The organism is Tenacibaculum sp. 1B UA (genome assembly GCF_033978845.1).
GTDB lineage: Bacteria > Bacteroidota > Bacteroidia > Flavobacteriales > Flavobacteriaceae > Polaribacter.
Map to the genome: position 1 here is coordinate 87,508 of NZ_JAKVUA010000008.1, position 25,030 is coordinate 112,537.

Here is a 25,030-nt window from a genome sequence, read left to right on the forward strand (position 1 = left end):
GTTTTCTTCTATAAAAATACTTTTTGTTATCTAGCTCTATCTGGTATAGCTCTTTTTCTTTTGTTTAGCACCATTGGCCCCATTTTATCTGTAGCACATCTAAAACCTATATAGTTTGTTGCCATATATTCAGGAAAATATCTTCTCTGTGCTGGATCTAACCAATATTCTCTATCGGCCCAAGAACCGCCTTTATAAACTCTAGATTGATCACTAATCAATGTAGTTCTTCTCTTGTCATCATACTTGTAGTTATTAATAACATTCCCTAAAGTGTCAATTTCTGCTTCAGGTTTTTGTGGAGAATTATACATTCTTGTAGTACGATCTAACTGATCTTTATCTAAACCATAAAACTTAGAAGAAGCTTGGTCTCCATCACCTAAACTTGAATTGTTCGCTAAATTATAGTTTCTTCTCATATAAGTATCTTCTTTAGTAATAGGAATATACTTAACACTTCCTGGTAAGTCTTTAGGTACAATTCTACCGTTTTCTAAAGTATCATACTGCACCTCTCCATCGCCTACAATAACAACTTTACCTTCTTCGTTAATTAATTTTTTTGTAAAAATATTACCTCTAAAGTAATTAAAATCATTCGCTTCTGAGTCGATAATTGGTCTATACACATCTTCTACCCATTCAGAAACATTACCAGACATATCATATAATCCAAAAGCATTTGGAGGGTAACTTCTTACTGCATTAGGAATATCTGATCCATCACTACTCCATCCAGCTATACCACTATAGTCTCCTTTACCTTGCTTAAAGTTTGCTAATTGGTCTCCTCTTCTTCTCTTATCTCTATCACGAGTATATTTTCCGCTCCAAGCATACTTTTTTCTACCTCTAATGTTATTATACTCACGATTTTCAAAAATAGCTTTTGCTGCATATTCCCACTCTACCTCTGTCGGTAATCTAAATTTCTGAGATAAAATACCATCAGAAGAAGTTACTTGTCTTCCTGTAAAAGTTCCTTTTTCAGGTTTAGGTTCTCCTTTTGGTCTTGGTACTGGAATTCCTTTTTTATAAATTGTAGAATCTCCATCAAAAATTGCATAAGGATCTGTCAAATAGGTATCAGTATCAAAATTATTTTCACCTTTAAAACTTACTGAGTCTTCCTTAAAAATATTTTTAATAACTCCTTTGTCCATTAATATTTTTAGGTTAACAGCGTTAGTACGCCATTTACAGTATTTATTAGCTTGTATCCAACTAACTCCAACTACAGGATATTCTGCATAAGAAGGATGCCTTAAATAGCTCTCTGACAACAAATTAGTATTACCTAATCCTTTTCTCCAAACCAGTGTATCTGGTAAAACTGAAGGATAAATATTTTTAAACTGTGGATCTTCTGGTGGAAATACATCTTTGGTATACTGCATGAACAAACCATACTCTGCATTGGTTACTTCTGTTTCGTCCATATAAAAAGTACGAACATGCATTTTTTGAGGAGTTGTATTCCAATCAAACATAACATCATCCTGTACCAATCCCATAGTAAAAGTACCTCCTTCAATATGTACCATTCCTGGTGGGACATTTTTTCCTTCTTTGTATTCTCCCTTCAAATAACCTCCATAATTAGGATCATTAAAGTTCCAACCAGTTAATGAAGACTTACTCGACCCACCTCCATTACTCTTACAAGAAGTAACTAATAAACCAGTGATCGCTAATAAACTAAATAATTTCAACGTACTTTTCATGTATTTTTAACTGTTTTTTAAGGGTGTCGCAATTTACAATATTTCTAATTTCTTACAACTAATTTATCTATAAATTCACATTTAGTAACCTTGTCTATGCAAGATTACAAACGACAGTTTTTATACTTTAGTATTACGAATCTAAGAAAAAGATTAAAATATAGGCTGTTAAAGTTTAATATTTTTAACAGTACAAAAGTAATTTTCTTCTTGATTCTAAATCAAGGTATATAATATTATTATAGTAATACCGTTAACTTAGTAAGTTACTAAATAAACTTTTAAGTTTAGTTTTACAAGAAATCTAAAAAAAGCTGTTAGTTATAAACTCCCCCAAGAAAAATTATATATTTGCTAAACAATTAATCAAATTTTACATGAAAAAATTATCAATCGTATTATTTTTTGTGTGCTTTACCCTTCAAAATAAAGCGCAAGCCCAAACATCAATAAACACAACGGCAATGCCTTTTTTATTGATTACACCTGATGCTCGTGCTGGTGGTATGGGAGATATTGGAGTTGCTACCTCTTCAGATGCTTATTCAATTTTTCACAACCCTGCTAAAACTGCATTTAATCAAAATAAAATTAGCATAGGACTTAACTATACTCCATGGCTTAGAAACTTAACCGATGATATTTTCGTTGGTGGAGGTTCTTATGTTAATAGGTATAGTGAAAAATCAGCTTGGGGAGTTGATTTAAAGTATTTTTCTCTTGGAGAAGTAGCTTTAACAAGTGACAGAGGTACTTCTAATGGAACAGAAAACCCTAATGAATTAGCTATCACAGGAATTTATTCATTAAAACTAAGTGAAACTTTTTCTATGGGAATTGGTTTAAAGTATATCCATTCTAATTACAAAATAAGAAGTAATGACTCTAATTTAGATGCCGTTAACTCTTTTGCAGTTGATGTTTCTGGTTATTATCAATCTAAAGAAGATAACTATGGAAGCTTTAACGGACGCTACAGATTAGGTTTTAACATAGCTAACATAGGTCCAAAAGTTGAATACAGTCCTGGAACACCAAACTTTATTCCAACAAACGCTAAAATTGGTGGTGGTTTTGATTTCATTTTTGATGACAAAAATATTTTAGGTCTTAACTTAGAATTCACAAAACTATTAGTTCCATCAAGTCCTAACTCAGAGAGAGGTTGGTTTGAAGGAATGTTCACTTCTTTAGGAGATAGAAGCTTTAGTGAAGAGTTACAAGAAACAACTTGGGCTTTAGGTGCCGAGTATCTATATAACAATGCCTTTGCTCTAAGAGCTGGTTATTTTCATGAAAGTGAAGAAAAAGGACAACGTCAATTCTTAACCTTAGGTACAGGGTTTACCGCAAGAGCTTTTACTTTAGATTTATCATATTTAGTAAATACGGCAGCAGTTAACAACCCATTAGAAAACACATTACGTTTTTCTTTATCATTTGACTTAGGAGAACTGTATGAGGTTTATTAAAAAACAGGATTTTTTTTTATAAATTCGTATCAGAATACAAAAGCAGTCGACTCGACTGCTTTTTTTGACTAATTTATTTACGATGAAGAAAATTGACATAACCACTTCTGCCACTTTATTTGATGATATTTCACAATTATCAACTGAAGATGCTTTTTTAATTCAAGAAGCTGTAAAAGCAAGAAAAAAAGCATACGCCCCATATTCCAAGTTTAATGTAGGAGCAGCTATATTACTTGATAACGGGGAAGTTATTTTAGGAAATAATCAAGAAAGTGCTGCTTACCCTTCTGGCATGTGTGCAGAACGTGTTGCTATTTGGAAGGCTGGATCTGAATTCCCTAATATGAAAGTAAAAAAAATAGCAATAACCGCAGCTTCAGAAAATTCAACTGTTAACAAACCTGTTGGTCCTTGTGGTGCATGTCGTCAAACATTATCAGAATACGAAATCAATCAACAGCAACCTATTGAAATTATTTTTATGGGAGAAGTTGGTAGAATTGTAAAAACAGCATCTCTTCTTTCTCTATTACCTTTTTCTTTTGATAGTTCCTATTTATAACGGATTAAACATTAAAATCACAAAAAAACACTTTTGTTTTTTATAAAAAAATAATACAACCTTCTTTTTTTTAAGAAAATCATAATTATAAAAAAATGACTGTATATAAAGAGGTAATCGTCAATAAAAATGCTTTATTTGTAATTACTCAACATTTAAAAATCAGTAACCCTAATGAAACTATCAGTAATTACAGGAACAGGATCCTTTATACCATCAATCAAAAAAGAAAACAGTAAGTTTAATAATAACTTCTTTTTGAATGCTGATGGAACTTCCTTTGATAATTCAAACTCTGTAATTATTGAGAAATTTAAATCGATAACGGGTATCGAAGAGCGTCGTTATGCTAAACCTGAATATAAAGCTTCAGACCTTGGCTTTTTTGCAGCAAAAAAAGCGATTGAAGATGCCAATATTAATCCTGAAGAATTAGACTATATTATTTTTGCTCATAATTTTGGAGATGTTAAAACAGACGCTATTCAAAGTGATATTCTTCCTAGCTTAGCTACTCGTGTAAAGCATTTATTACAGATTGAGAACCCAAATTGTGTAGCATACGATATTTTATTTGGTTGTCCTGGCTGGATTGAAGGTGTTATTCAAGCACAGGCTTTTATAAAAGCAGGTATTGCAAAAAAATGTTTAGTTATTGGAGGCGAAACGCTATCGAGAGTTGTAGATATAAACGATCGTGATTCTATGATTTATAGCGATGGTGCTGGTGCTTGTATTGTTGAAGCTTCGGATAATAGTGATAGTGGTATTCTTAGCCATGCATCACAAACTTTTACTAAAGAAGAAGCTTATTATTTATTCTTCGGAAACTCTAATAACAAAAACAAAGACAATAATATTCGTTATATTAAAATGCACGGACGAAAAATTTATGAGTTCGCATTAAATAATGTACCTAAGGCAATGCAAACTGCTTTGGATAAAAGTGACCTAGACATTGATGATGTAAAAAAAATATTCATCCATCAAGCCAATGAAAAAATGGATGAAGCCATTATTAAACGTTTTTATCGCTTGTATAAAAAACCAGTTCCTAAAGACATAATGCCAATGAGTATTCATAAATTAGGAAATAGTTCTGTAGCAACCGTACCTACACTACTCGATTTAGTTTTAAAAGGAAACATAGAAAATCAAGAGGTAAAAAAAGGCGATGTTATTATTTTAGCTTCTGTAGGTGCAGGTATGAATATTAACGCTATCGTTTATAAGTTTTAATAGTTTTTAAAACTCATTAATTTCTTACTAAATATTCTCGCAAATATAAAATGTAAGTACTATTTTTGCGCATGCAACAACACAACGTACTTATATTAGATTTCGGATCGCAATACACACAGTTAATTGCGCGCCGTGTAAGAGAATTAAACATTTATTGTGAAATTCACCCTTACAACAAAATACCACAAAACTTAAACGATTTTAAAGCTGTAATCCTTTCAGGAAGCCCATCTTCGGTTCGTTCTGATGAAGCTCCACATCCAGATTTATCTGATATTAGAGGTAAAAAACCTTTATTAGCAGTTTGTTATGGAGCTCAATACTTAGCTCATTTTTCTGGTGGTTTAGTAGCGCCTTCTAACACTCGAGAATACGGAAGAGCTAATTTATCTTTTATCAAAGAAGGAGAAGAATTCTTTAAAGATATTTCTGAAGGAAGCCAAGTTTGGATGAGCCATTCAGACACGATTAAAGAATTACCAACTGGCGGAACATTGTTAGCAAGCACTCATGATGTAAAAAATGCAGCATACAGAATTGATGGAGAAACTACCTATGCTATCCAATTTCACCCAGAAGTATATCATTCTACTGATGGTAAACAATTATTACAAAACTTTTTAGTTACTATAGCTGGGGTAGCTCAAACATGGACACCAGATTCATTCGTTGATGAAACAGTAGCTAAGTTAAAAGCAAAAGTAGGCAATGATAAAGTTGTTTTAGGTTTATCTGGAGGAGTAGATTCTACCGTAGCCGCAGTATTATTACACAAAGCAATCGGAAGTAATTTACACTGTATTTTTGTTAACAACGGATTGTTACGTAAAAATGAATTTACCGACGTATTAAAACAATACGAAGGTATGGGATTAAACGTTAAAGGGGTTGATGCTTCGGCACGTTTTTTGGATAAACTTACTGGGTTAAGTGACCCAGAAGCAAAACGTAAAGCTATTGGTAAGGTTTTTATTGATGTTTTTGATGATGAGGCACACCAAATAGAAGATGCTAAATGGTTAGCACAAGGAACTATTTATCCTGATGTGATTGAATCCGTTTCAGTTAACGGAGGCCCTTCAGCAACCATTAAAAGCCATCATAATGTAGGTGGTTTACCTGACTTTATGAAGCTAAAAATAGTAGAACCTTTACGTATGATTTTTAAAGATGAAGTACGTCGTGTAGGAGCCTCTATGGGAATAGATAAAGAATTATTAGGTCGTCACCCATTTCCAGGACCTGGTTTGGCTATTAGAATCTTAGGAGATATTACAGCGGAAAAGGTTCGTATTTTACAAGAAGTAGATGCAGTATTCATTAACGGATTAAAAGAAAGTGGACTGTACGATAAAGTATGGCAAGCAGGTGCTATTTTATTACCCGTAAATTCTGTTGGAGTTATGGGGGATGAAAGAACCTACGAAAAAGTGGTAGCTTTACGTGCTGTAGAAAGTACAGATGGTATGACTGCAGATTGGGTTAATTTACCTTATGAGTTTTTACAAAAAACATCAAATAAAATAATTAATAATGTAAAAGGTGTGAATAGAGTTGTATATGATATTAGCTCTAAACCACCAGCAACAATTGAGTGGGAATAAAAATCCATCATTAATATAAAAAAGAGTAGATGAAGAAATTACAGTTTTTACTATTAGTTTGTATTTTAACTTTTGCCGTTTCTTGCGGTCAGCAAAAACGTTATGTATCTTACAAAACCCAAGAAGGAGAAACGATGCGAGACATTGCAGATCGTTTAGACATGAAAACGAAAGATTTATTACGTTTAAATCCTGATGTTGGAAGACGTCCAGATGCTAACACAGTAATTGTAATACCAAATCCTAAAATTAAAAAGGGTACTTCTTCATCTACTACTTCACCTGAAGAAGAAGTAAATACTACCAATACTAATAACAACGAAGAAACGACTCCTGAAACTGAAGAAGATGGTACTGTTTTTCAACAAACAATCGTTGAATATGAAACTCATGAAGTCCAAAAAGGAGAAACTGTGTATCGTATTACAAAACAGTACGGTATAACAAAAGAGGACTTAATTAAATTCAATCCCGAGTACACCAATATTCAAAGTAATAATTTAAGTATTGGTCAGGTATTAAAGGTTAAAGCTATAGAAAAAACAGTTACTATTAATAAAAATGAAGTTTTAGAAAAGTTCTTAACGCATATTGTTAAGAGTAAAGAAACTATGTATAGTTTAACTCGTTTTTATAATGTTACGAAAGAGGATTTATTACAATTGAATCCTGAATATCCAGAATTAACTGATAATAAATTATCAATAGGCCAATTATTAAAAATTAAACCTATAGAGGAAGTTAGTAAAAAAGAGAATTATACTTTTTATAAAGATTCTATTGAAGTAAACACCTCTATAAACCTTGCTATTTTACTTCCTTTTAAAGCAAATGAATATAGCTCTAAATCGAGTAAAGATATTTTTGAAGGCAATCAACTAGCAAATATGGTTACTGATTTTTACATGGGAGCTGAAATGGCTATCGACTCTATTAAAAAACAAGGAGTACTAGTAAATGTAAATATTTTTGATACAGGAAATAGAGGCAAAAATATTGCTACCCTATTAAAAAATAAAAAGCTAGAAAATACTGATGTTGTTATCGGACCTTTTTACTCTGACAAAGCAGAAGTTATTGCTCGTGATGTGAATGCACCTGTTGTTTTCCCTCACTACTCTAGTAAACAAAGTAAATTTACTTCATCTAAATTAGTCAAAGCTTCTCCTGAGAAAGATAATTATGCGGAGTATTTGGCTTCTTATTTAAAAGATAGTTATAAAGATCAAGAGATTTTTATTGTTAGTGATGATGAAAAAGACACAAATACAAAAGTTTCTAAAATTATTTCTGAGCTAAAGAGACATGATAGTATTAATACTATACATGTTTTAAAGCCTGAAAAAGGTTATATAAAAAGAGCCCGCTTTACAAGTAAAATGTCTTCAAAAAGACATAATTGGGTTATTATTACTTCTGATGATAATGTTGTTGTAGCTGATGCTCTTAATAGTATGATTGGAATTCCTGATGAAGTTAAAGTCCAAGTATTTACATTAGATAAAGGTGACGCTTATGATAAAATTGATAATAACAAACTTGCTAGTGTTAACTTCACTTATGTTTCAAACACATACACAGACGAAGAAGCTATAGAAACTAAAGCTTTTAATACTAAATACTTACAAAAAAACAACACTATTCCTTCAGACTATGCTGTTAAAGGTTTTGATGTAACATATGATGTTTTAATGCGTTTAGCTTCTGGTAATAAGCTCACAGAAACCTTTAAAAAAGGAGTGTCTTTACGAATTGAAAACAAATTTGATTATCAGAAAAAAACATTCGGAAGTAGTGGAAACCAAGGTTTATTTATTGTTAAATACAATGAAGACTTAAGTTTGAGTAGACTGAGATAAGTCTTTAAATTATATGATAAAAAATCCAAAACTTAAGTTTTGGATTTTTTTTATTCATACATTTCATCATAATATTTTTGATACTCTCCACTAGTTACATTTTTTACCCATTCTTCATTTTTTAAATACCATTGAACTGTTTTCTTTATTCCTTCTTCAAATTGTAAAGAAGGTTCCCACCCTAACTCATTTTTAAGCTTTGATGCGTCTATTGCATAACGAAAATCATGACCTGCCCTATCTTTTATGAAAGTAATTAGTTTTTCAGATGCTCCTTCTTTTCTTCCTAACAACTTATCTACAGTACTTATCAAAACTTTTATCAAATCGATATTTTTCCATTCATTAAAACCTCCTATATTATAAGTTTCTCCTAATTTTCCTTTATGAAAAATAACATCGATTGCCTTTGCATGATCATTTACAAACAGCCAATCTCTTACATTATCTCCTTTTCCATAGATTGGTAAAGGCTTATTATTTTTGATATTATTGATAAAAAGCGGAATTAACTTCTCAGGAAACTGATGTGATCCATAATTATTTGAACAGTTAGAAATTACAACGGGTAAGTTATAAGTATCATGAAATGCTCTTACAAAATGATCTGAAGATGCTTTAGATGCTGAATACGGTGAATGAGGATCATAAGCCGTTGTTTCTGTAAAAAAACCTTTTTCGTTTAAAGAACCATATACCTCATCTGTAGATATATGATAAAACAACTTCTTGTTAAAATCACCTTCCCAATAGTTCTGAGCGGCTTGTAATAAGCTTAAGGTTCCCATTACGTTCGTTTTGGCAAATGAAAAAGGGTCTTTTATAGAACGATCGACATGCGACTCTGCTGCTAAATGAATTACTCCATCTATCTTATATTTTGAAAAAACATCAGCTACAACATCATAATCACAAATATCAGCCTTGACAAAAGTATAATTAGACTTCCCTTCAATATCTTTTAGGTTTTCTAAATTTCCAGCATATGTTAGAAGGTCTAAATTGATGATTTTATAATCAGGATAGTTGTGTATAAACAAACGTACCACATGCGAGCCAATAAACCCCGCTCCTCCAGTAATTAATATGTTCCTCATAAAAGTTTACTATATAAACTTTTCAAATTTACTAATAAATAAATGGAGTTTCTAGCTCTTTAAGAGTTGAAAGTTTTTGGTCTTTTGGAGAAAGTATTGCCTCTTCTGAATTAATTTTCCAATCAATATTCAAAGTAGCATCATTCCATATAATTCCTGAGTCGTATTCTGGAGCATACCAGTTATCCACCTTATATGCAAAAACAGCTTCTTTAGATAAGGTTACAAATCCATGTGCAAAACCTCTTGGAATGAATAATTGTTTTTTATTTTCTTCGGATAGCTCTACAGCTATATATTTACCATAAGTAGGTGAATTCTTTCTAACATCAACCACAACATCTAGCACATTCCCTTGAATACAACGTACTAACTTAGCTTGTGCGAAAGGTGGCTTTTGAAAGTGTAAGCCACGTAAAGTCCCATAGATCGATTTCGATTCGTTATCCTGAACAAAACTTATTTGTCCGATATGTTCTTCAAATTCCTTTTGATTGAAAGATTCAAAGAAATATCCTCTTTGATCTTCAAAAACTTTAGGCTCTATAACTACAACTTCAAGGATATCCGTTTTTGTAAAAATCATTATTTTTCTTTTGCTAAGTTTAATAGATATTGTCCGTAGCTATTTTTTTTCAAAGATTCAGCTAACTTTTTTACTTGCTCTTTATTGATATATCCCATATAGAGCGCTATTTCTTCTATACAGGCTACTTTTAAACCTTGACGCTTTTCAATCGTTTCTATAAACTGACTAGCTTCTAATAAAGAATCGTGTGTTCCTGTATCTAACCAAGCAAAACCACGCCCCATTAACTCAACCTTTAACTGTTCGTATTCTAAATAATGCTGATTTACAGAAGTAATTTCCAACTCTCCTCTTTGTGATGGCTTTACATTTTTAGCTATTTGAATTACATCATTCGGATAAAAATACAAACCAACCACTGCATAATTTGATTTTGGATTTTCTGGTTTTTCAATAATAGAAATTGCATTTCCACTCTCATCAAAATCTACTACTCCGTAACGTTGAGGATCTTTTACATTATATCCAAAAACAGTAGCTTTATTCTCTTTTTTTATATTTTGAATGGCAGCTTGAAGCATTTCTGGCAATCCATGACCATAAAAAATATTATCTCCTAAAATCAAGCAAACATCATCATTCGCTATAAATTCTTCTCCTATTATAAAAGCTTGTGCTAATCCATCAGGTGAAGGTTGTTCTGCATAACTTAAGTGTACTCCTAAATCATTACCGTCACCTAATAATTTTTGAAAACTTGGTACATCATCAGGAGTAGAAATAATCAAAATCTCTCGAATGCCAGCCAGCATTAATACTGATAACGGGTAATAAATCATCGGTTTATCATATACCGGAAGTAACTGCTTTGATACTCCTTTCGTTATTGGATATAATCGTGTTCCTGAACCTCCTGCTAATATGATGCCCTTCATTTAGTACAATTTTGATTTATGAATTATGATTTTATCATTTTTGTAATCTGTTCACCCCATCTATGATACTGCTAATGTATAGAAAAAATAAACTATTAGGGAATGAGGTTCTCAATTTTTAGTTTTTAGTGAGGAATTTGGAGTTCTTAATTATTAATTATACATTATTCATCCTTTCAGTTTAACTACGTTGAGTCAAAAGATTTCTCTTTACAGAAATGATAAACAAAACGTCATTTCGAACTGGGTGATAACAAATGTGGAAAACCTTATTAAAAAGGATAACTCCTCACAACCTTAAGGTTTCACCCTACGGTTTAAATTATGACTGTTTTTGCTGCCATTTCCAGGCGGATAGTAATGCTTCTTCTAATGTTTCTTGAGGCTTCCATTCTAAAACTTCATTAGCTTTAGTTGTATCAGCGTAGGCAGATGTAATATCTCCTTCTCTTCGTGCTGCTATTCTGTAATTTAACGGTTGTTGGGTCACCTTTTCAAAAGCTTTTATAACCTCCATTACAGAACTTCCTTTACCTGTTCCCACATTGAAAAATTCAAAATTCTCTTTATTTTGCTTGTTTAACAAACGTTGTAATGCTTTTACATGCGCTTTTGCTAAATCTACAACATGAATATAATCACGAATAGCAGTACCATCTGATGTTGGGTAATCATCTCCAAAAACAGCTAATTCTTCTCTAATACCAGCAGCTGTTTGTGTAATAAATGGAATTAAGTTTTGTGGAACACCTAATGGTAACTCTCCTATCTTTATAGACTCATGAGCTCCTATAGGATTAAAATATCGCAAAGCTATGGCATTCATATTATAAGCCTTACAACTATCTTTAATTATTTCTTCTCCTATTTGCTTGGTATTACCATAGGGAGATTTCGCTAGTTTAATAGGTGCTTTTTCTGTAATTGGTAACTTATCTGCTTGTCCATATACTGTACATGACGAACTAAAAATAAAATGATCAACATTCCGACCTTTCATTTCTTGTAACAGATAAACTAAAGCATTGATATTATTCTCGTAATAATCCAATGGCTTTTGAACACTTTCTCCTACAGCCTTAAAAGCAGCAAAATGTATAACTCCTTCTATTTTATTCTCATTAAAAAAGTTATACACTGCTTTTTTATCTCGTAGATCAATTTGATGGAATTCAGGTTTAATTTCAGTAACCTCAGTAATTTGCTCTAATACTTCTATTCTAGAATTTGATAAATCATCGATAATCACTACCTCAAAACCTGAGTTTTGTAACTCCACTACTACATGAGATCCTATAAATCCTAAACCACCTGTTACTAGTATTTTTTTCATTTTATAAGAATTTTATAATGTGTCTGTTAAAATACAATATGTGAAGATTAATTAAGTTTAGTGTAAAAAATATCTCTATTACTGTAAAAAGCTTATTTTTCTATAAAAACACACTTAAAATGGAGTCTGCTACTCTATTTAGAAAATTAGATTTTTTTTTAAATCGTTAGACTCATTTTTTTTTAACAAAAAAAAAATTGCTAAATAAAAAACTATAGATAATGAAATAAAAAATAATAATAAAATAAAACTATTAAATTTCATTGACAACAAATACATTATCAATGTAATAACCATGTTTATTATAACTATAAAAAGTGTTGTTTTTTTATGAGTAAAACCTCTATCTATAAAAATATGGTGCACATGATTTCTATCTGCTATGAAAAAGCTTTTTTTATTTACAGTTCTAATAATAAAAACTCTTACAGTATCAAGAATAGGAATTGATATTATTGAAGTTATTATTATAGGTAAATTTTCAGGTAAAACTCCTATAGACCCGATTTCTTTTTGATATGCTAGTATTTTAAATGCCAATACGGCTATTAGAAACCCTATAATCATAGAACCGGTATCCCCCATAAATATCTTTTTCTTTTCAGATAAGTTATAAGTCAAAAAAGCTAATAATGTACCAACAATAACTATACATAGAAAGAAGTAATAGTTTTGTTCTAAAAAATAAAAAATAACAGCAAAAAGTGTAAATATTGTTATTCCAACCGAAGAAGCTAAACCATCAATACCGTCAATTAGGTTAAATGAATTTATTATAAAGAAAACTGAAAAATAAACAAAGAATAAATAAACCCAATAATTTAATTGAGTTACCCCCAAAAAACCTCCCAGAGATTCTATCAACAAATTATTATCATATACTAAAAAAGTTATCGCTAATATTTGGGCAATCGATTTTGTAGTAGCTGACAATGCTACTAGGTCGTCTTTCAAACCAATTATAAACAAAACAGTCAAGCTCACCATTAAATTTAAACTTATTATATCTTCATCCCATTTTTTCAAAAAGAAAAAAGATAATATTATAGTTATAAAAAAAGCGACCCCACCCAATGTTGGTGTTACTTTTTTATGAGAACTCCTTATATTAGGTTCATCTAGTAGTTTTTTGTGAAATACTACTTTAATTATTTTAGGTATAATACAATAGGTTACTAAAAAAGACCCTAACAAAAATACACCCAATAAGCCTAACAACATAATAGCATGGAATTTTAACGCAAAATTAAGAAAGTTACTGGCATTAAAAAATTTATTCCTCTTTTTTATTTTCTAATTGAGATTAGTACTTTTATTATTCTTTTTCATTTATTATATTTATATACTTGTCGGCTAGTTTACCATAAGTAAAGTTATTAACAACATAGTTTTTACCATTATTTCCTAATTCATTTCTTTCATTCTCCCCCATGTTATATAGACTAAGTATAGCTTTAACTATTGCTTTAGCATTTTCTGGTAATATTACTTTACCACAGTTTGCTTTTTCAATAATATTTAATCCACCTGATTCAACCCCAAATATAATAGGTTTGCCACTTAACATGTAATCAAAAATTTTATTTGGTGAAACACCATATTCATACAATTTTTCTTTTCTATACCCTATATAACAAATATCAAATAAAGATAACATAGATTGAATTTGATTTTTTTTAATAAAATCAATAAATAATACATTTCTTAAATTAGCTTCTTGTAACTTTTCTTTTTCTTGACCTTTTCCTACCAAAACAAAAATAATATTTTCATTATTTTTTAATAATCTTGCTGCCTCTATAAAATCATCTAAAGCATTTGAAACACCAAGTTTTCCTGTATAGCCCACAATAAACTTGTTTTTAGGTATTTTATTTAGCAATTCGTTACTCAATGGCTTATGTTTATCCATTTCCGTTAAATCAACTCCATTAGACACCCAATGTACCTTTCGGTTTAATCCTAAATTTTTAATATGACTGGAATAATTTTGTAAATTTGAAACCAAGATATCTGCTTTTTTTAGAGCTAACTTTTCAAAATAGCTCATAAAAACTATAAAAGGATGTTGTTTTTTATACCCTCCTAGTTCAATTAGCGTCAGAGGCCAAATATCTCTAACTTCAAAAATAAGTTTAGCTTTGTGCTTTCTTGCTAAGAACAAACTTGAAAGTATTGAAAACGGGGCAGTTGGCGAACAAATAATGTAGCTTGGCTTATTTGAGATATATTTTGACACAAAAAAAAGTTTATAAACAAATTGAAACCACTTTAAAATTCTTTTTTTATCAAAAGATTCATTGTACTTCATCACCTTTACCCAAAGATAATTGACACCATTAATTCTTTCTTCTTTATATTTTTCCCTTTTATCTAGCTTGGGGTATTTTTTTAAAAAATGTGAATATGATCCCGTTATAATAGTTGTATTATACCCTTTATTTATTAATTCTTTTGCTAAATAGTAATGCCTGTACGTCATCCCATTTTCTATGCTTCCTGCATACTCATTTATTATCCAAATATGTTTTTCCATAAACTTTTTTTATTTTTCAAAACATTATCCTAATTACATAAAAAATGATTAAACAATCAAAATCTAGTTCTAATTCTTCTATTGAATTGTTTCTCATCACTCATGCTTATAAATTAGTATTTTGCTGAAAATATTTTACTCTGCTTTTTAGAAAACTCTTAAAACTTTAATAATTCACCTATAATATTCTCACTTGCTTTACCTCCTCCAAATAAATTTAAAGAAAAATCGATATTTGCCTTTTTCATTACTTGGTATCCATTTAAAATTGCTTCTTTATTTGCTCCTACTAAAATATTCGCATTATTTTCTACTAATTCAGCCCACTCTGTCTCATCTCTCAGTGTTACGCATGGTTTCTTAAAAAAGAAAGCCTCTTTTTGTAAACCACCACTATCAGTCATTATTAACTTACAATTATTAATTAACCATACCATTTCCAAATAACCTATTGGATCTATAACTGTAATATTAGTGGATAAATTAATATTATTTTCTTTTAATACTTTCTTTGTTCTAGGGTGTAGAGGTAATATTACTTGGCTTTTTTTCGCTATTATTTCAAGAGCTTCAAATATGCTTCTTAACCTATATATATCATTTGTATTTTCAGCTCTATGAATAGTGGATAAAATAAAACTTTCTTTAACTTCTATTTTAGGCTTAATAGCTAACTCTTTATAAAATAAAGCTCCGTCTTGCATTACATCTCCAGAATTTACAACCTTACAATTAATATTATCGTATCCTTCTTTTTTTAAATTATTTACTGCAGTGTTAGTAGGGCAAAGTAGTAGATTACTAATTCTATCTGTAAGAATTCTATTTACTTCTTCAGGCATTTTCATATTAAAACTTCGTAAACCTGCTTCTATATGTGCTAATTTTATATGTAGTTTACTCGTAACAATAGCTCCTGCAAGTGTCGAATTAGTGTCTCCATAAACTAAAACCCAATCTGGTTGTTCTTTTACAACTATTTCTTCTATTTTTTCAATCATTTGTCCGGTCATGGCTCCATGAGTTTTACCCCCAATACCTAAAAAGTAATCTGGTTTTGGTATTTTCATTTCGTCAAAGAAAATATTACTCATATTTGTGTCGTAATGCTGACCAGTGTGTATTATCATTTCTTGAATTGTATCGTGTTTTGAAATTTCACGACTTACACTCCCTGCTTTTATAAACTGAGGTCTAGCACCTAAAATAGTTACTATTTTCATAGTATTTCTTTATAAACTGATATTAATTTTTCTCTTTCTATGTTCCAATTATATTTTTCTAAAACTGCTTGCTTTCCATTTTTACCCATTTTTTCCGCTTCTTCAGGGTTCTCAATTATATACATAATAGCTTCTCTAATTTCTTTTGGTTTTAACGGATTTACCAATATACCGCAATTATGGTTTTCTACAATCTTTTTCCACAAAGGAATGTTGGAAGAAATTACGGGGATACCTGCTAGCATATACTCAAACATTTTTACGGGTAATGCGTCTTGATAGTTTATGGTTGGGTATAGTGTTACTAAACCAGCTTTAGATCTTGATAAAATATTTTGAACTTCATTTCTATTTACAAAGCCATACTCATTTACTGAACTCCATCCTTTTTTTTGTTCTAAACACTCTTTAAGATTATCTTCAACATAATTACCAGCTAGATTAAGCCTTACAATACTTTTATCATTAAAAGCCTCTACAGCTTCCTTTATCCCTCGAATTGTTGAAATCCCCCCTATATAGCAAACTTCATCCTTTTTATCTTTCCAAAGGGTAGTAGTATTCAACTCTTGAATAATTGGAAAGTTATTTACATCTATTGTATTTTTATTAATTTTTAAAAACTTGTCTCTAATAAAAGGGCTAGCTGCAATAATATAATCAATTTTTTTTGTCGCATACTTTTCATATTTTGCCACCAACTTTGAAATTATTTTTAATAAAAACTTATTTAAGTAGGGTTTTGATAGTAACTGCTTTGGTAAATCTTCATGGGCATCAAAAATAACCTTTTTATGTAACTTTTTTAATTTTATTCCAATAGGCATTAATTCAGGGTCATGCAAATGATACACATCTGCATTTAGTTCTTTGGCCTTATTAAAAACATTATTAGTCGTTTTAGTAAAGCGTTTAAACCTGCCTTGTAATTTACCTACATCATAAAATTTAATTCCTTCTTTAATTTCATCTCCTAAACCATCAGCAACGACAATTGAAACATCATAACCCGCTTGCTGAAGACTTTTACATTGCTTTACAAATATTCTAACATCATTTCTAGCATGTACTGAAGTTAAATGAACTACTTTTTTTTTCATTATTTTTATTTATAACATTATCATATTTAGCTCTGATAATCAAAAACGTCTTTAATATAGTTTGTTATTCCTTTTTTACTATTCTACGTGATTTTTATTTTAAAAAATGTTATAACTTTAAACAGTATTAACATTATTAATAATATTACACTAGTAATAAAAAGATTTTTTGTTACTACAATTATCTCTTCTCTTTGGCAATAGAAAAAAATAATAGGAATATTCATAAAAAAAAGCACCTTAAAAAACACACTTTTTTTAGTTAAAAACTTAATTATTAAAATAATACCCATGTATACACTATAAATAAGTAGTAGTCCAAAAAAGGATAAACTTAAATAAGGTATTATGTACATTGATGATGCCAAACCTGCCCATGGTTCTCTTAAATAATTTTTAAGAATTTCACCAGCAGTACTATAATCTGTAATCAATTTATTACCAAAAGGCAAAGAAACTAATAGTTGATCAAAAATAAGAAAGGAATCTATATTTATTTTATTATAAAGAAATAAGTAAGTTAATCTTATATGACCTAAAAACTCTTCTAAAAACAAAAGACTTCTAAAAAAATCACTCCATTCGAACCAAAACATCGTTTCAATAGAAGCTCCTGATACTACAACATTTTTTAAGTTATAATATGTATATTTTGTGAAGTTAGCAAAAACAAGTCCTATGAGTATAAGAACAGCTATTTTTAAAGTTACTTTTTTTATTCTTGTAACATACATAAATACAACGAAAAATAATATTAAAAATCTTTTTGCTGTTAATAACTCTATAAAAATTAAGATCAATAAAGTTATCAAAAAGAGTGTGTTTTTTTTTTCTGAAATAAAATAAACTACAAAGCTAATAACTGCAAAATCTTTCCATGTAAAAAAAAATAACTTACCGTATTCTATTGATTCAAATTTATTTAAAAGAAAATATTCTTTAACACCACCAGCATTTTTAAAAGCATAAAGTAGAAGTAATATTGTAATCAATATAGATACCATAAATAGCTTATGGTATGTGCTTTTTTTTAATTTTATAGGTTTCAATACTTTATTTACCCATTCAGTATTTATACTTAAGAAATAAGTTATAATAACTTGAAAACCTAAAACTAATATGTAAGTGAAAAAGTACTCTGGTAAAATGTTTTTATCAATTACTATATTGTATACAGGTGACTTCTTTTCAGCTACAAAATTAATAAGTGGAACTTGGTAAAAATATAGAAAAACACCTACTGAATAAATTGAAGCTAATGGATTTTTATTCCCTAACTTTATATTTAAGCATAAAGTAGCTATCCATATAACACTAAAAAAAATAATAGTAACCTGATTTAAAAAACCTGATACAAAAAGAGCTTCTATAAAAATTAATAAAAAGTACAGAAGTCCAATCCCTTGTAAACTATATGATTTTTTCACTATTATTTTTTAAAGTTTGTATTAGCTTTATATTATTTAACCTTGCATCATGATTTTGCATCCAAAACTCTCTTGGTGTATAATTATCATATTCAAGAAATAACATTGTATTAATATCTTTAACTATTTTTTCAATACTTGAATTAACAGGAACTAATTTACCTGTTTTCAAACTATCACCAACTAGTTCGCCAGTACCCCCTGCATCGGTAGCTAAAACAGGTATATTAAACGAAGTGGCTTCCATTATACTAACAGGAATACCTTCAGAAGTACTAACATTTATAAACAAATCAACATGATTATTTTTATAGAAATTAATTACATCATTATTATCTACATAACCTTTTAATTCTATTTCTAAATTATTGTTTTTAAATTTTCTTATACTTTTTATTAAATCTCGCATACCTACTCCATCCCCAAAGTGAATCCATTTTATTTTTTTTGAATTGGCTAATTCATTTAATATATCAAATAAAAAAGGAATACGTTTTACCTTTATAATTGAAGAACAACTTACAATAATTTTTTGTTCTGCATTTTCACTTTTATTTGTAAAAACACCTCTATCAAACGTTCCTAACTTAATAGTAGCAATTTTTTTGTTTTTAATTTGTAACTTTTTTAAATAATTGTATAAATAATTCTTTCCTGAATCAGAGATTGTTATAATTGTATTTACTCTATTTAATATAAATTTTCTAAATGGTATATAACCTAAAACTTCAACATACAAATCTCCTCCATGTAGTTTTGTAACCACTTTGTGTTTGTGTGTTTTAATCCATGGTAATATATATGACATCCCTGTTCCCCAAAAGAAATACAATACCATATCTTTTGAAGAATTACTTTTTAAAATATTTTTAATTTTACTAGAACTAGCAAGACCTCTTCCTATTAAAAAAGCAATAAAAAATATTTTTATATGCTTGATTTTTTTTATCCTAAAAAAATCATTTTTTAACAATAAGAAGAAAGGTACAATTGAGCTAAAGTTAAAAAATCCTTTTGTTACAATCTCTTTTCTAGAGGCAAACCCTTCAAAAACAACCTCTACATTATCAGGAAGTTTATATCTTTCAATATCCTTATTCCAATGTAGTTTTGCTATATAAATTTTTTTGAAATTTTTAGCCAAATCTTCAATTTCATTTTTAACGAAAGAACCATCTCCTCTTTTCTCTGGATATTGACTTGTAAATAAAAAAAGGTTATCCATTTTTTTGATTGTTTTTACTAATAGTTAATACCATAGCGATAAAAATTAAAAGCATTATGCTCATTGAAATTGATAATCCTTGAATTGCTAGTAAAAAATCAGTTCTGAACCCCCATATAACAATAAAAGGCACCAACATATAAAAAACAGCATACAATAATAAAAGGCCTTGTTTTTCAACTACAATAAAAAAAGTAGAAATTGGAGAAGTAATTAAGTTTAAAAAGAGCCAAGGGCTTAAATAACTAGCTACTTTACCAGCAATTCCCCAACTTTCACCAAAAATAAATGAAAAAATGATTGGTGCAAAAAAGTAAAGAACTGTAAAGGGAATAATTCCTAATAAAAAGGATCTAACAACACTTTTTTTAAGAAAAGAATAATGCTCATACTTTTCCAATACTGATAATCGCTGAAAACACACCTGTGACAAAGCTCCATTAATTAACCCTAGAGGAGATTGTAGGACTCGCCATGCAAGAGCAAACTGACCTAAAAACATGCTTGAAAACAACCTAGCTATCATTATATTTATTCCATTTACTCTTATCGCGTCTACCACTGCATTAGGACCATTCAATAATGGCATTTTTTGGTACTTCTTTAACAAGAATTTATCATTATTAGCAACATCATTAAATTCATTTTTTGTTCTTTTAAAAAGGTAGTAAAGTCCCATTATCTGCCCCACTAAAACTCCAAAAATCATTCCTGTTACTCCTCCCGACATAGGAAAAACTCCAAAAAGAACTTGAAAAAAACTACTTCCGCCACTTTGGTATACTTTTGCTTTACTTATTAATTTATATTTTTTTTTTCTATTTAAATAGTAACGAATCACTTCTATTTGAGCTAGAACAAAGATACTTACACCCGCTATAAAAAAATATTTCTCAATTCCACTACCATTAATTTGCTCTACAATAGTCTTACTAAAATAAACTAAGAAAAATGTGGCTATAATTGAAACTATCGATATTATCTTCCTACTTAACTTCACTAATTGTTTAGCTTCTTCATCTTTTTTGGGCAATACAATAGCCATATTATATCTTAAAGAGCCTATGGTTAATATCCCCATAACTATTGAAGAATATAAGGAAAATAATCCAAAGTCTTTATCTGAATATAAACGTGTTAATATAGGGCTTATTAATATAGGCAAAGCTTGAGCCAAAGCCGTGCCCGTCATTAACGTAAGTACATTTTTTGAAAAATCGGACTTTAGAAAAAATTTCTTAAAGTTCATTAGAAATATACTTTATTTCTTCTTCTGTTAAATAAGGATTCATTGGCAAGCTTAAAATTTCTTTTGAAACAAGTTCAGAAATAGGAAAGTCACCTTCATTATATCCTAAATATTCAAAACATTCCTGTAAATGCAATGGCATTGGGTAATGAACAGCTGTAGGAATTCCATTTTCTTTTAACTTTACTTGTAACTCTTCTCTGTTTTTAACTCTAATTGAATATTGCGCCCATGCTGAAGTACAATTCTCTTCAACAAAAGGTTTTACAACATCTAAGTTATCAATTGTTTTAGTATAGTTATTTGCTACTTCTTGCCTTAACTTTAAATCTTTTGTATAATGCTTCAACTTTACATTTAAAACAGCTGCTTGAAGAGTGTCCAACCTACCTCCTATTCCAATGTGTTTATGATGATACCTTTTAGACTGACCATGTAGTCGTAATGACTTCATTCTTTCTGCCAACTTACTATCATTAGTAAATACAGCCCCTCCATCTCCAAAACACCCTAAAGGTTTTGCGGGAAAAAAAGAAGTTGTTGAAATATCTCCTAAATTACTATCTGTTTGACCATTATATGTTGAACCAAATGATTGCGCACCATCTATTATTACTTTTAAACCATGTTTATCCGCTATTTTTTGAATAACGTCCATATCTGCTGGTTGTCCATACAAAGAAACAGGCATAATAGCCTTTGTTTTTGTGGTAATTGCTTCTTCTATCTTTAAAGAATCAATATTATATGTTGTCTCATCAATATCAACAAACACTGGTTTGATACCTAAAAAAGCAATTGTTTCAGCAGTAGCTACAAAAGTAAAAGGTGTTGTTATGATTTCTTCTCCTGGTTTAATATTTAAGCTCATCATTGCTAACAATAAAGCATCTGTTCCAGAAGAACACGATATCGCATGTTTAACCCCAGTAAACTCCTCTAAAGATTTTTCTAACTCAGAAACCTCTTCACCCATTATATAATTAGATTTATTCAATACGGCTTGTATTGAAGTGTCTATTTCTTTTTTATATAATTGATACTGATATTGAAGTTTTGCAAAATCTATTTTCATTCTATTCCTTTTCCTCGATTAATTGGTTATCTATAATTCTATATGTACTATTATCGAAAGTATCTACAGCTCTGTTATTTTTATCAAATTTTAACGTATTTCCTGCTTTACTTACCCAGCCTATTTGTTTGCCTGGTACACCTACAATTAATGCGTAAGGCTTTACATCTTTATTAACAACAGCTCCAGACCCCACTAAAGCATACTCACCGATTGTAACACCACAAATAATTGTTGCATTTGCGCCTATCGAACAACCTTTCTTTAATAATGTTTTTTTAAACTCTTCTCTTCTGACAATAAAGCTTCTTGGATTAACTACATTGGTAAATACCATTGATGGCCCAAGAAAAACGTCATCTTCTACCTCAACTCCTTCATAAATAGAGATATTGTTTTGTACTTTTACGCCATTACCTACCTTAACATTAGGACCAATCACGCAATTTTGTCCGAAAGAACAATTCTCTCCTATTTTGCTTTTAGATAATATATGACTAAAATGCCATATCTTAGTATTGTCTCCTATACTAACATCTTCATCTATAAAAGAAGACTCATGTACAAAATATTTAGCCATTTATAACTTTTTTACAAAATGGATGATATTCTCCTTTTAATCCTATTGGATCTAAGTTTCTAATTGTAGACACTGTGCTAATAGACCCATAAGCTTCATCTAAACCAAAACCGTTTCCTTTTAAGATCTCCTCATAACTACGAGTATGTAAATCTGTAAATCCACCACTGAATTCAATCTCTTCACCGTCAACAGTTATTGATCGATAAGTACGTAAACCTTTCATTTTAACCTCTTCTGGAATATAATCGTAGTTTACAGATAAAAACCATCTTACATTTGCATTTTTAAGTCTAAAACTTCCTGCATTTGCATCTGCCTCTTTTAAGTGAACCGTATTTTCTTGTACTTCACCAAAAATCCAACATAACATATCATAAAAATGTACTCCGATATTAGAAGCAATACCTCCAGATTTAGATTCGTCTCCTTTCCATGAAACAAAATACCATTTTCCTCTAGAAGTTAAATATGTTAAATCTATATCATATACCTTGTTTGGATTTAATTCCAACTCCTTTGTTACTTTTTCTTTTAAAGCTATTATTGAAGGGTGTAGCCTTAATTGAAGTATATTATAAACTTTTTTACCCGATTCTTTTTCTATAATCTTTAATTGGTCTATATTCCAAGGGTTTAACACAAGAGGTTTTTCAGAAATAGCATCTGCTCCATTTTTTAAAGCAAACCTGATATGAGAATCGTGCAAATAATTTGGAGAACAAATTGAAATATAATCTATTCTTTTTCCTGTATTATCTCTATGCCATTTATCAACAAACCTATCAAACCTTTCAAACTCTGTAAAAAAGTTTGCTTCAGGGAAATTACTATCCATAACCCCTATACCATCGTAAGGATCTAGCGCCGCTATCAAATTATTTCCAGTTTCTTTAATCGCTTTCATGTGTCTTGGGGCAATATATCCTGAAGCCCCTATTAGTGCAAAATTTTTCATTTATAATCTCCAATTTGGATTTTTTACTATTCCTTTTATATCCATAATAACGGGTATATCTTTTGATATCTTTTCATAATCTTTACCTGTTAACTCCTTAAACTGTTTGTGAGCAACTGCAACAATAATAGAATCATACTTTTTTGTTGATTCAAAAGGATTTTCAATTACTCCATGCTTGTAACTACTATAATCTCCATTTGGATCTACCCATGGATCATATACGTCGACATTACACCCATAAACCTTTAATTCTTCGATAATATCCACAACTTTTGTATTTCTCATATCTGGACAATCTTCTTTAAAAGTTACACCTAGAATTAATACGTTTGATTTATTAATTTTTTTGTCATTAGCTATCATTACTTTTACCGTATTCTCGGCAATATATTTCCCCATTCCATTATTAATCTGCCGAGCACCTAATATAAGATTAGGTTTGTACCCTAACTCTTCTGCTTTAAAGGTTAAATAATAAGGGTCTACACCTATACAATGACCACCAACAAGACCTGGTGATAATTTTATAAAATTCCATTTTGTTGCTGCTGCTGCTAAAACTTCATTTGTATCAATCTTCATTGCATCAAAAATCAACGCAAGCTCGTTAATTAAAGCTATATTGACATCTCTTTGTGTATTCTCAATAACTTTACTTGCTTCAGCTACTTTAATACTTGATGCTTTATGAGTACCTGCAACAATTATTGATTTATACAATTCATCAACTTCATTTGCTATCTCAGGCGTTGAGCCAGAAGTTACTTTAAGAATTTTTGTTACTGTATGTTCTTTATCTCCTGGATTAATCCTCTCTGGGCTATAACCGCAGAAAAAATCTTTATTAAATTTTAATTTTGAGTTCTTTTCTAGCTCAGGAACACATACCTCTTCTGTCACCCCAGGATAAACTGTGGATTCATAAATAACAATATCTCCTTTTTTCAAAACATCAGCAACTAACCCAGAGGAATCTATTAAAGGTGTTAAATTAGGACGATTGTTAGCATCTATTGGAGTAGGAACCGTTACTATAAAAATTGTACAGTCTTCAGCTTCCTTTATATTTGCGGTATATTTTATATAACTTTTAACATCATCTAGCTGATTTTTTTCTATTTCTTGGGTTCTGTCATAACCTGTATTTAATTCTTCTATCCTTCTATCATTAATATCAAAACCAACAACATTATATTTTTTTGCTGCAAATGCATGCGCTAAAGGTAATCCTACATAACCAAGCCCAACTACACATATTTTTTTACTCATTTTTAATTATTTTATAAGTTCT

The 25,030-nt window shown here is 29.9% G+C and carries 21 protein-coding genes; 5 read left to right on the forward strand and 16 right to left on the reverse strand.

Annotated elements, in window-relative coordinates:
* Positions 1 to 26 precede the first annotated feature (26 nt).
* Entirely contained in the window at positions 27 to 1,727 is a 1,701-nt protein-coding gene (gene gldJ / locus MK851_RS08335; RefSeq protein WP_303509048.1) for a gliding motility lipoprotein GldJ, read from the reverse strand.
* Positions 1,728 to 2,104: 377 nt separating this feature from the next.
* Between gldJ and porV the strand changes: the two genes are divergently transcribed.
* The 5 genes from porV (at position 2,105) to MK851_RS08360 (ending at position 8,469) form a co-directional block, all read left to right on the forward strand.
* Entirely contained in the window at positions 2,105 to 3,199 is a 1,095-nt protein-coding gene (porV, locus tag MK851_RS08340) for a type IX secretion system outer membrane channel protein PorV (protein ID WP_320243081.1), read from the forward strand.
* An 82-nt stretch (positions 3,200 to 3,281) separates the two neighbouring features.
* On the forward strand, positions 3,282 to 3,764 hold the full coding sequence (gene cdd, locus MK851_RS08345; protein ID WP_303509043.1) for a cytidine deaminase: 483 nt from the start codon (positions 3,282 to 3,284) through the stop codon (positions 3,762 to 3,764).
* Positions 3,765 to 3,938: 174 nt separating this feature from the next.
* Positions 3,939 to 5,003 carry a 3-oxoacyl-ACP synthase III family protein gene (locus tag MK851_RS08350; RefSeq protein ID WP_320243083.1) on the forward strand — a complete coding sequence of 355 codons (1,065 nt, stop codon included), beginning with the start codon at positions 3,939 to 3,941 and terminating at the stop codon, positions 5,001 to 5,003.
* Positions 5,004 to 5,074: 71 nt separating this feature from the next.
* Positions 5,075 to 6,610 (forward strand): glutamine-hydrolyzing GMP synthase, encoded by a 1,536-nt coding sequence (gene guaA / locus MK851_RS08355; RefSeq protein ID WP_320243085.1) that lies wholly within the window; start codon positions 5,075 to 5,077, stop codon positions 6,608 to 6,610.
* Positions 6,611 to 6,639: 29 nt separating this feature from the next.
* Positions 6,640 to 8,469, forward strand: coding sequence for a LysM peptidoglycan-binding domain-containing protein (locus MK851_RS08360; RefSeq protein WP_320243088.1), 1,830 nt, complete (start codon positions 6,640 to 6,642; stop codon positions 8,467 to 8,469).
* A 50-nt stretch (positions 8,470 to 8,519) separates the two neighbouring features.
* Here the strand turns inward: MK851_RS08360 and rfbB are convergent, their stop codons facing one another.
* The 15 genes from rfbB to MK851_RS08435 form a co-directional block, all read right to left on the reverse strand.
* Positions 8,520 to 9,566: a dTDP-glucose 4,6-dehydratase gene (gene rfbB / locus MK851_RS08365; RefSeq protein ID WP_320243090.1), complete on the reverse strand. Its 1,047-nt coding sequence runs from the start codon at positions 9,564 to 9,566 to the stop codon at positions 8,520 to 8,522.
* A 31-nt stretch (positions 9,567 to 9,597) separates the two neighbouring features.
* Entirely contained in the window at positions 9,598 to 10,152 is a 555-nt protein-coding gene (gene rfbC / locus MK851_RS08370) for a dTDP-4-dehydrorhamnose 3,5-epimerase (RefSeq protein ID WP_320243092.1), read from the reverse strand.
* Positions 10,152 to 11,030: a glucose-1-phosphate thymidylyltransferase RfbA gene (rfbA, locus tag MK851_RS08375; protein ID WP_303509028.1), complete on the reverse strand. Its 879-nt coding sequence runs from the start codon at positions 11,028 to 11,030 to the stop codon at positions 10,152 to 10,154. Before rfbA ends, rfbC begins: the two co-directional genes overlap by 1 nt.
* A gap of 322 nt (positions 11,031 to 11,352) precedes the next feature.
* Complete coding sequence (gene galE / locus MK851_RS08380) at positions 11,353 to 12,363, reverse strand: UDP-glucose 4-epimerase GalE (RefSeq protein WP_320243094.1); 1,011 nt, start codon at positions 12,361 to 12,363, stop codon at positions 11,353 to 11,355.
* 138 nt (positions 12,364 to 12,501) lie between these two features.
* A complete protein-coding gene (locus tag MK851_RS08385; protein WP_320243096.1) occupies positions 12,502 to 13,584 on the reverse strand; it encodes an MraY family glycosyltransferase in 1,083 nt (360 codons plus the stop codon).
* Between the two features lie 94 nt (positions 13,585 to 13,678).
* The gene (locus MK851_RS08390) at positions 13,679 to 14,899 is read right to left on the reverse strand and encodes a glycosyltransferase family 4 protein (RefSeq protein ID WP_320243098.1); all 1,221 of its coding nucleotides are present in this window, start codon (positions 14,897 to 14,899) and stop codon (positions 13,679 to 13,681) included.
* Positions 14,900 to 15,057: 158 nt separating this feature from the next.
* Entirely contained in the window at positions 15,058 to 16,122 is a 1,065-nt protein-coding gene (gene wecB, locus MK851_RS08395) for a non-hydrolyzing UDP-N-acetylglucosamine 2-epimerase (protein ID WP_320243100.1), read from the reverse strand.
* Positions 16,119 to 17,222, reverse strand: coding sequence for a glycosyltransferase family 4 protein (locus tag MK851_RS08400; protein ID WP_320243102.1), 1,104 nt, complete (start codon positions 17,220 to 17,222; stop codon positions 16,119 to 16,121). The genes wecB and MK851_RS08400 overlap by 4 nt, the downstream gene beginning before the upstream one ends.
* 83 nt (positions 17,223 to 17,305) lie before the next feature.
* Complete coding sequence (locus MK851_RS08405; protein ID WP_320243104.1) at positions 17,306 to 18,649, reverse strand: hypothetical protein; 1,344 nt, start codon at positions 18,647 to 18,649, stop codon at positions 17,306 to 17,308.
* The gene (locus tag MK851_RS08410) at positions 18,633 to 19,874 is read right to left on the reverse strand and encodes a glycosyltransferase (protein ID WP_320243107.1); all 1,242 of its coding nucleotides are present in this window, start codon (positions 19,872 to 19,874) and stop codon (positions 18,633 to 18,635) included. The genes MK851_RS08405 and MK851_RS08410 overlap by 17 nt, the downstream gene beginning before the upstream one ends.
* On the reverse strand, positions 19,867 to 21,123 hold the full coding sequence (locus tag MK851_RS08415; RefSeq protein ID WP_320243109.1) for a lipopolysaccharide biosynthesis protein: 1,257 nt from the start codon (positions 21,121 to 21,123) through the stop codon (positions 19,867 to 19,869). Before MK851_RS08415 ends, MK851_RS08410 begins: the two co-directional genes overlap by 8 nt.
* The gene (locus tag MK851_RS08420; RefSeq protein WP_320243111.1) at positions 21,113 to 22,198 is read right to left on the reverse strand and encodes a DegT/DnrJ/EryC1/StrS family aminotransferase; all 1,086 of its coding nucleotides are present in this window, start codon (positions 22,196 to 22,198) and stop codon (positions 21,113 to 21,115) included. The genes MK851_RS08415 and MK851_RS08420 overlap by 11 nt, the downstream gene beginning before the upstream one ends.
* Position 22,199: 1 nt before the next feature.
* Positions 22,200 to 22,778 (reverse strand): acyltransferase, encoded by a 579-nt coding sequence (locus MK851_RS08425; protein WP_320243113.1) that lies wholly within the window; start codon positions 22,776 to 22,778, stop codon positions 22,200 to 22,202.
* The gene (locus MK851_RS08430; protein ID WP_303509011.1) at positions 22,771 to 23,736 is read right to left on the reverse strand and encodes a Gfo/Idh/MocA family protein; all 966 of its coding nucleotides are present in this window, start codon (positions 23,734 to 23,736) and stop codon (positions 22,771 to 22,773) included. Before MK851_RS08430 ends, MK851_RS08425 begins: the two co-directional genes overlap by 8 nt.
* Positions 23,737 to 25,008: a nucleotide sugar dehydrogenase gene (locus MK851_RS08435; RefSeq protein ID WP_320243117.1), complete on the reverse strand. Its 1,272-nt coding sequence runs from the start codon at positions 25,006 to 25,008 to the stop codon at positions 23,737 to 23,739.
* Between the last annotated feature and the right edge of the window lie 22 nt (positions 25,009 to 25,030).

Coding starts and splice junctions, on each gene's coding strand:
- MK851_RS08350 (WP_320243083.1), top strand. CDS start 3,939: ATGAAACTATCAGTAATTACAGGAACAGGATCCTTTATACCATCAATC.
- MK851_RS08420 (WP_320243111.1), bottom strand. CDS start 22,198: ATGAAAATAGATTTTGCAAAACTTCAATATCAGTATCAATTATATAAA.
- MK851_RS08430 (WP_303509011.1), bottom strand. CDS start 23,736: ATGAAAAATTTTGCACTAATAGGGGCTTCAGGATATATTGCCCCAAGA.
- gldJ (WP_303509048.1), bottom strand. CDS start 1,727: ATGAAAAGTACGTTGAAATTATTTAGTTTATTAGCGATCACTGGTTTA.
- guaA (WP_320243085.1), top strand. CDS start 5,075: ATGCAACAACACAACGTACTTATATTAGATTTCGGATCGCAATACACA.
- MK851_RS08400 (WP_320243102.1), bottom strand. CDS start 17,222: ATGAAAAAAAAAGTAGTTCATTTAACTTCAGTACATGCTAGAAATGAT.
- rfbA (WP_303509028.1), bottom strand. CDS start 11,030: ATGAAGGGCATCATATTAGCAGGAGGTTCAGGAACACGATTATATCCA.
- porV (WP_320243081.1), top strand. CDS start 2,105: ATGAAAAAATTATCAATCGTATTATTTTTTGTGTGCTTTACCCTTCAA.
- MK851_RS08415 (WP_320243109.1), bottom strand. CDS start 21,123: ATGAACTTTAAGAAATTTTTTCTAAAGTCCGATTTTTCAAAAAATGTA.
- rfbC (WP_320243092.1), bottom strand. CDS start 10,152: ATGATTTTTACAAAAACGGATATCCTTGAAGTTGTAGTTATAGAGCCT.
- cdd (WP_303509043.1), top strand. CDS start 3,282: ATGAAGAAAATTGACATAACCACTTCTGCCACTTTATTTGATGATATT.
- rfbB (WP_320243090.1), bottom strand. CDS start 9,566: ATGAGGAACATATTAATTACTGGAGGAGCGGGGTTTATTGGCTCGCAT.
- MK851_RS08435 (WP_320243117.1), bottom strand. CDS start 25,008: ATGAGTAAAAAAATATGTGTAGTTGGGCTTGGTTATGTAGGATTACCT.
- MK851_RS08425 (WP_320243113.1), bottom strand. CDS start 22,778: ATGGCTAAATATTTTGTACATGAGTCTTCTTTTATAGATGAAGATGTT.
- MK851_RS08360 (WP_320243088.1), top strand. CDS start 6,640: ATGAAGAAATTACAGTTTTTACTATTAGTTTGTATTTTAACTTTTGCC.
- wecB (WP_320243100.1), bottom strand. CDS start 16,122: ATGAAAATAGTAACTATTTTAGGTGCTAGACCTCAGTTTATAAAAGCA.
- galE (WP_320243094.1), bottom strand. CDS start 12,363: ATGAAAAAAATACTAGTAACAGGTGGTTTAGGATTTATAGGATCTCAT.
- MK851_RS08410 (WP_320243107.1), bottom strand. CDS start 19,874: ATGGATAACCTTTTTTTATTTACAAGTCAATATCCAGAGAAAAGAGGA.
- MK851_RS08390 (WP_320243098.1), bottom strand. CDS start 14,899: ATGGAAAAACATATTTGGATAATAAATGAGTATGCAGGAAGCATAGAA.
- MK851_RS08385 (WP_320243096.1), bottom strand. CDS start 13,584: ATGTTGTTAGGCTTATTGGGTGTATTTTTGTTAGGGTCTTTTTTAGTA.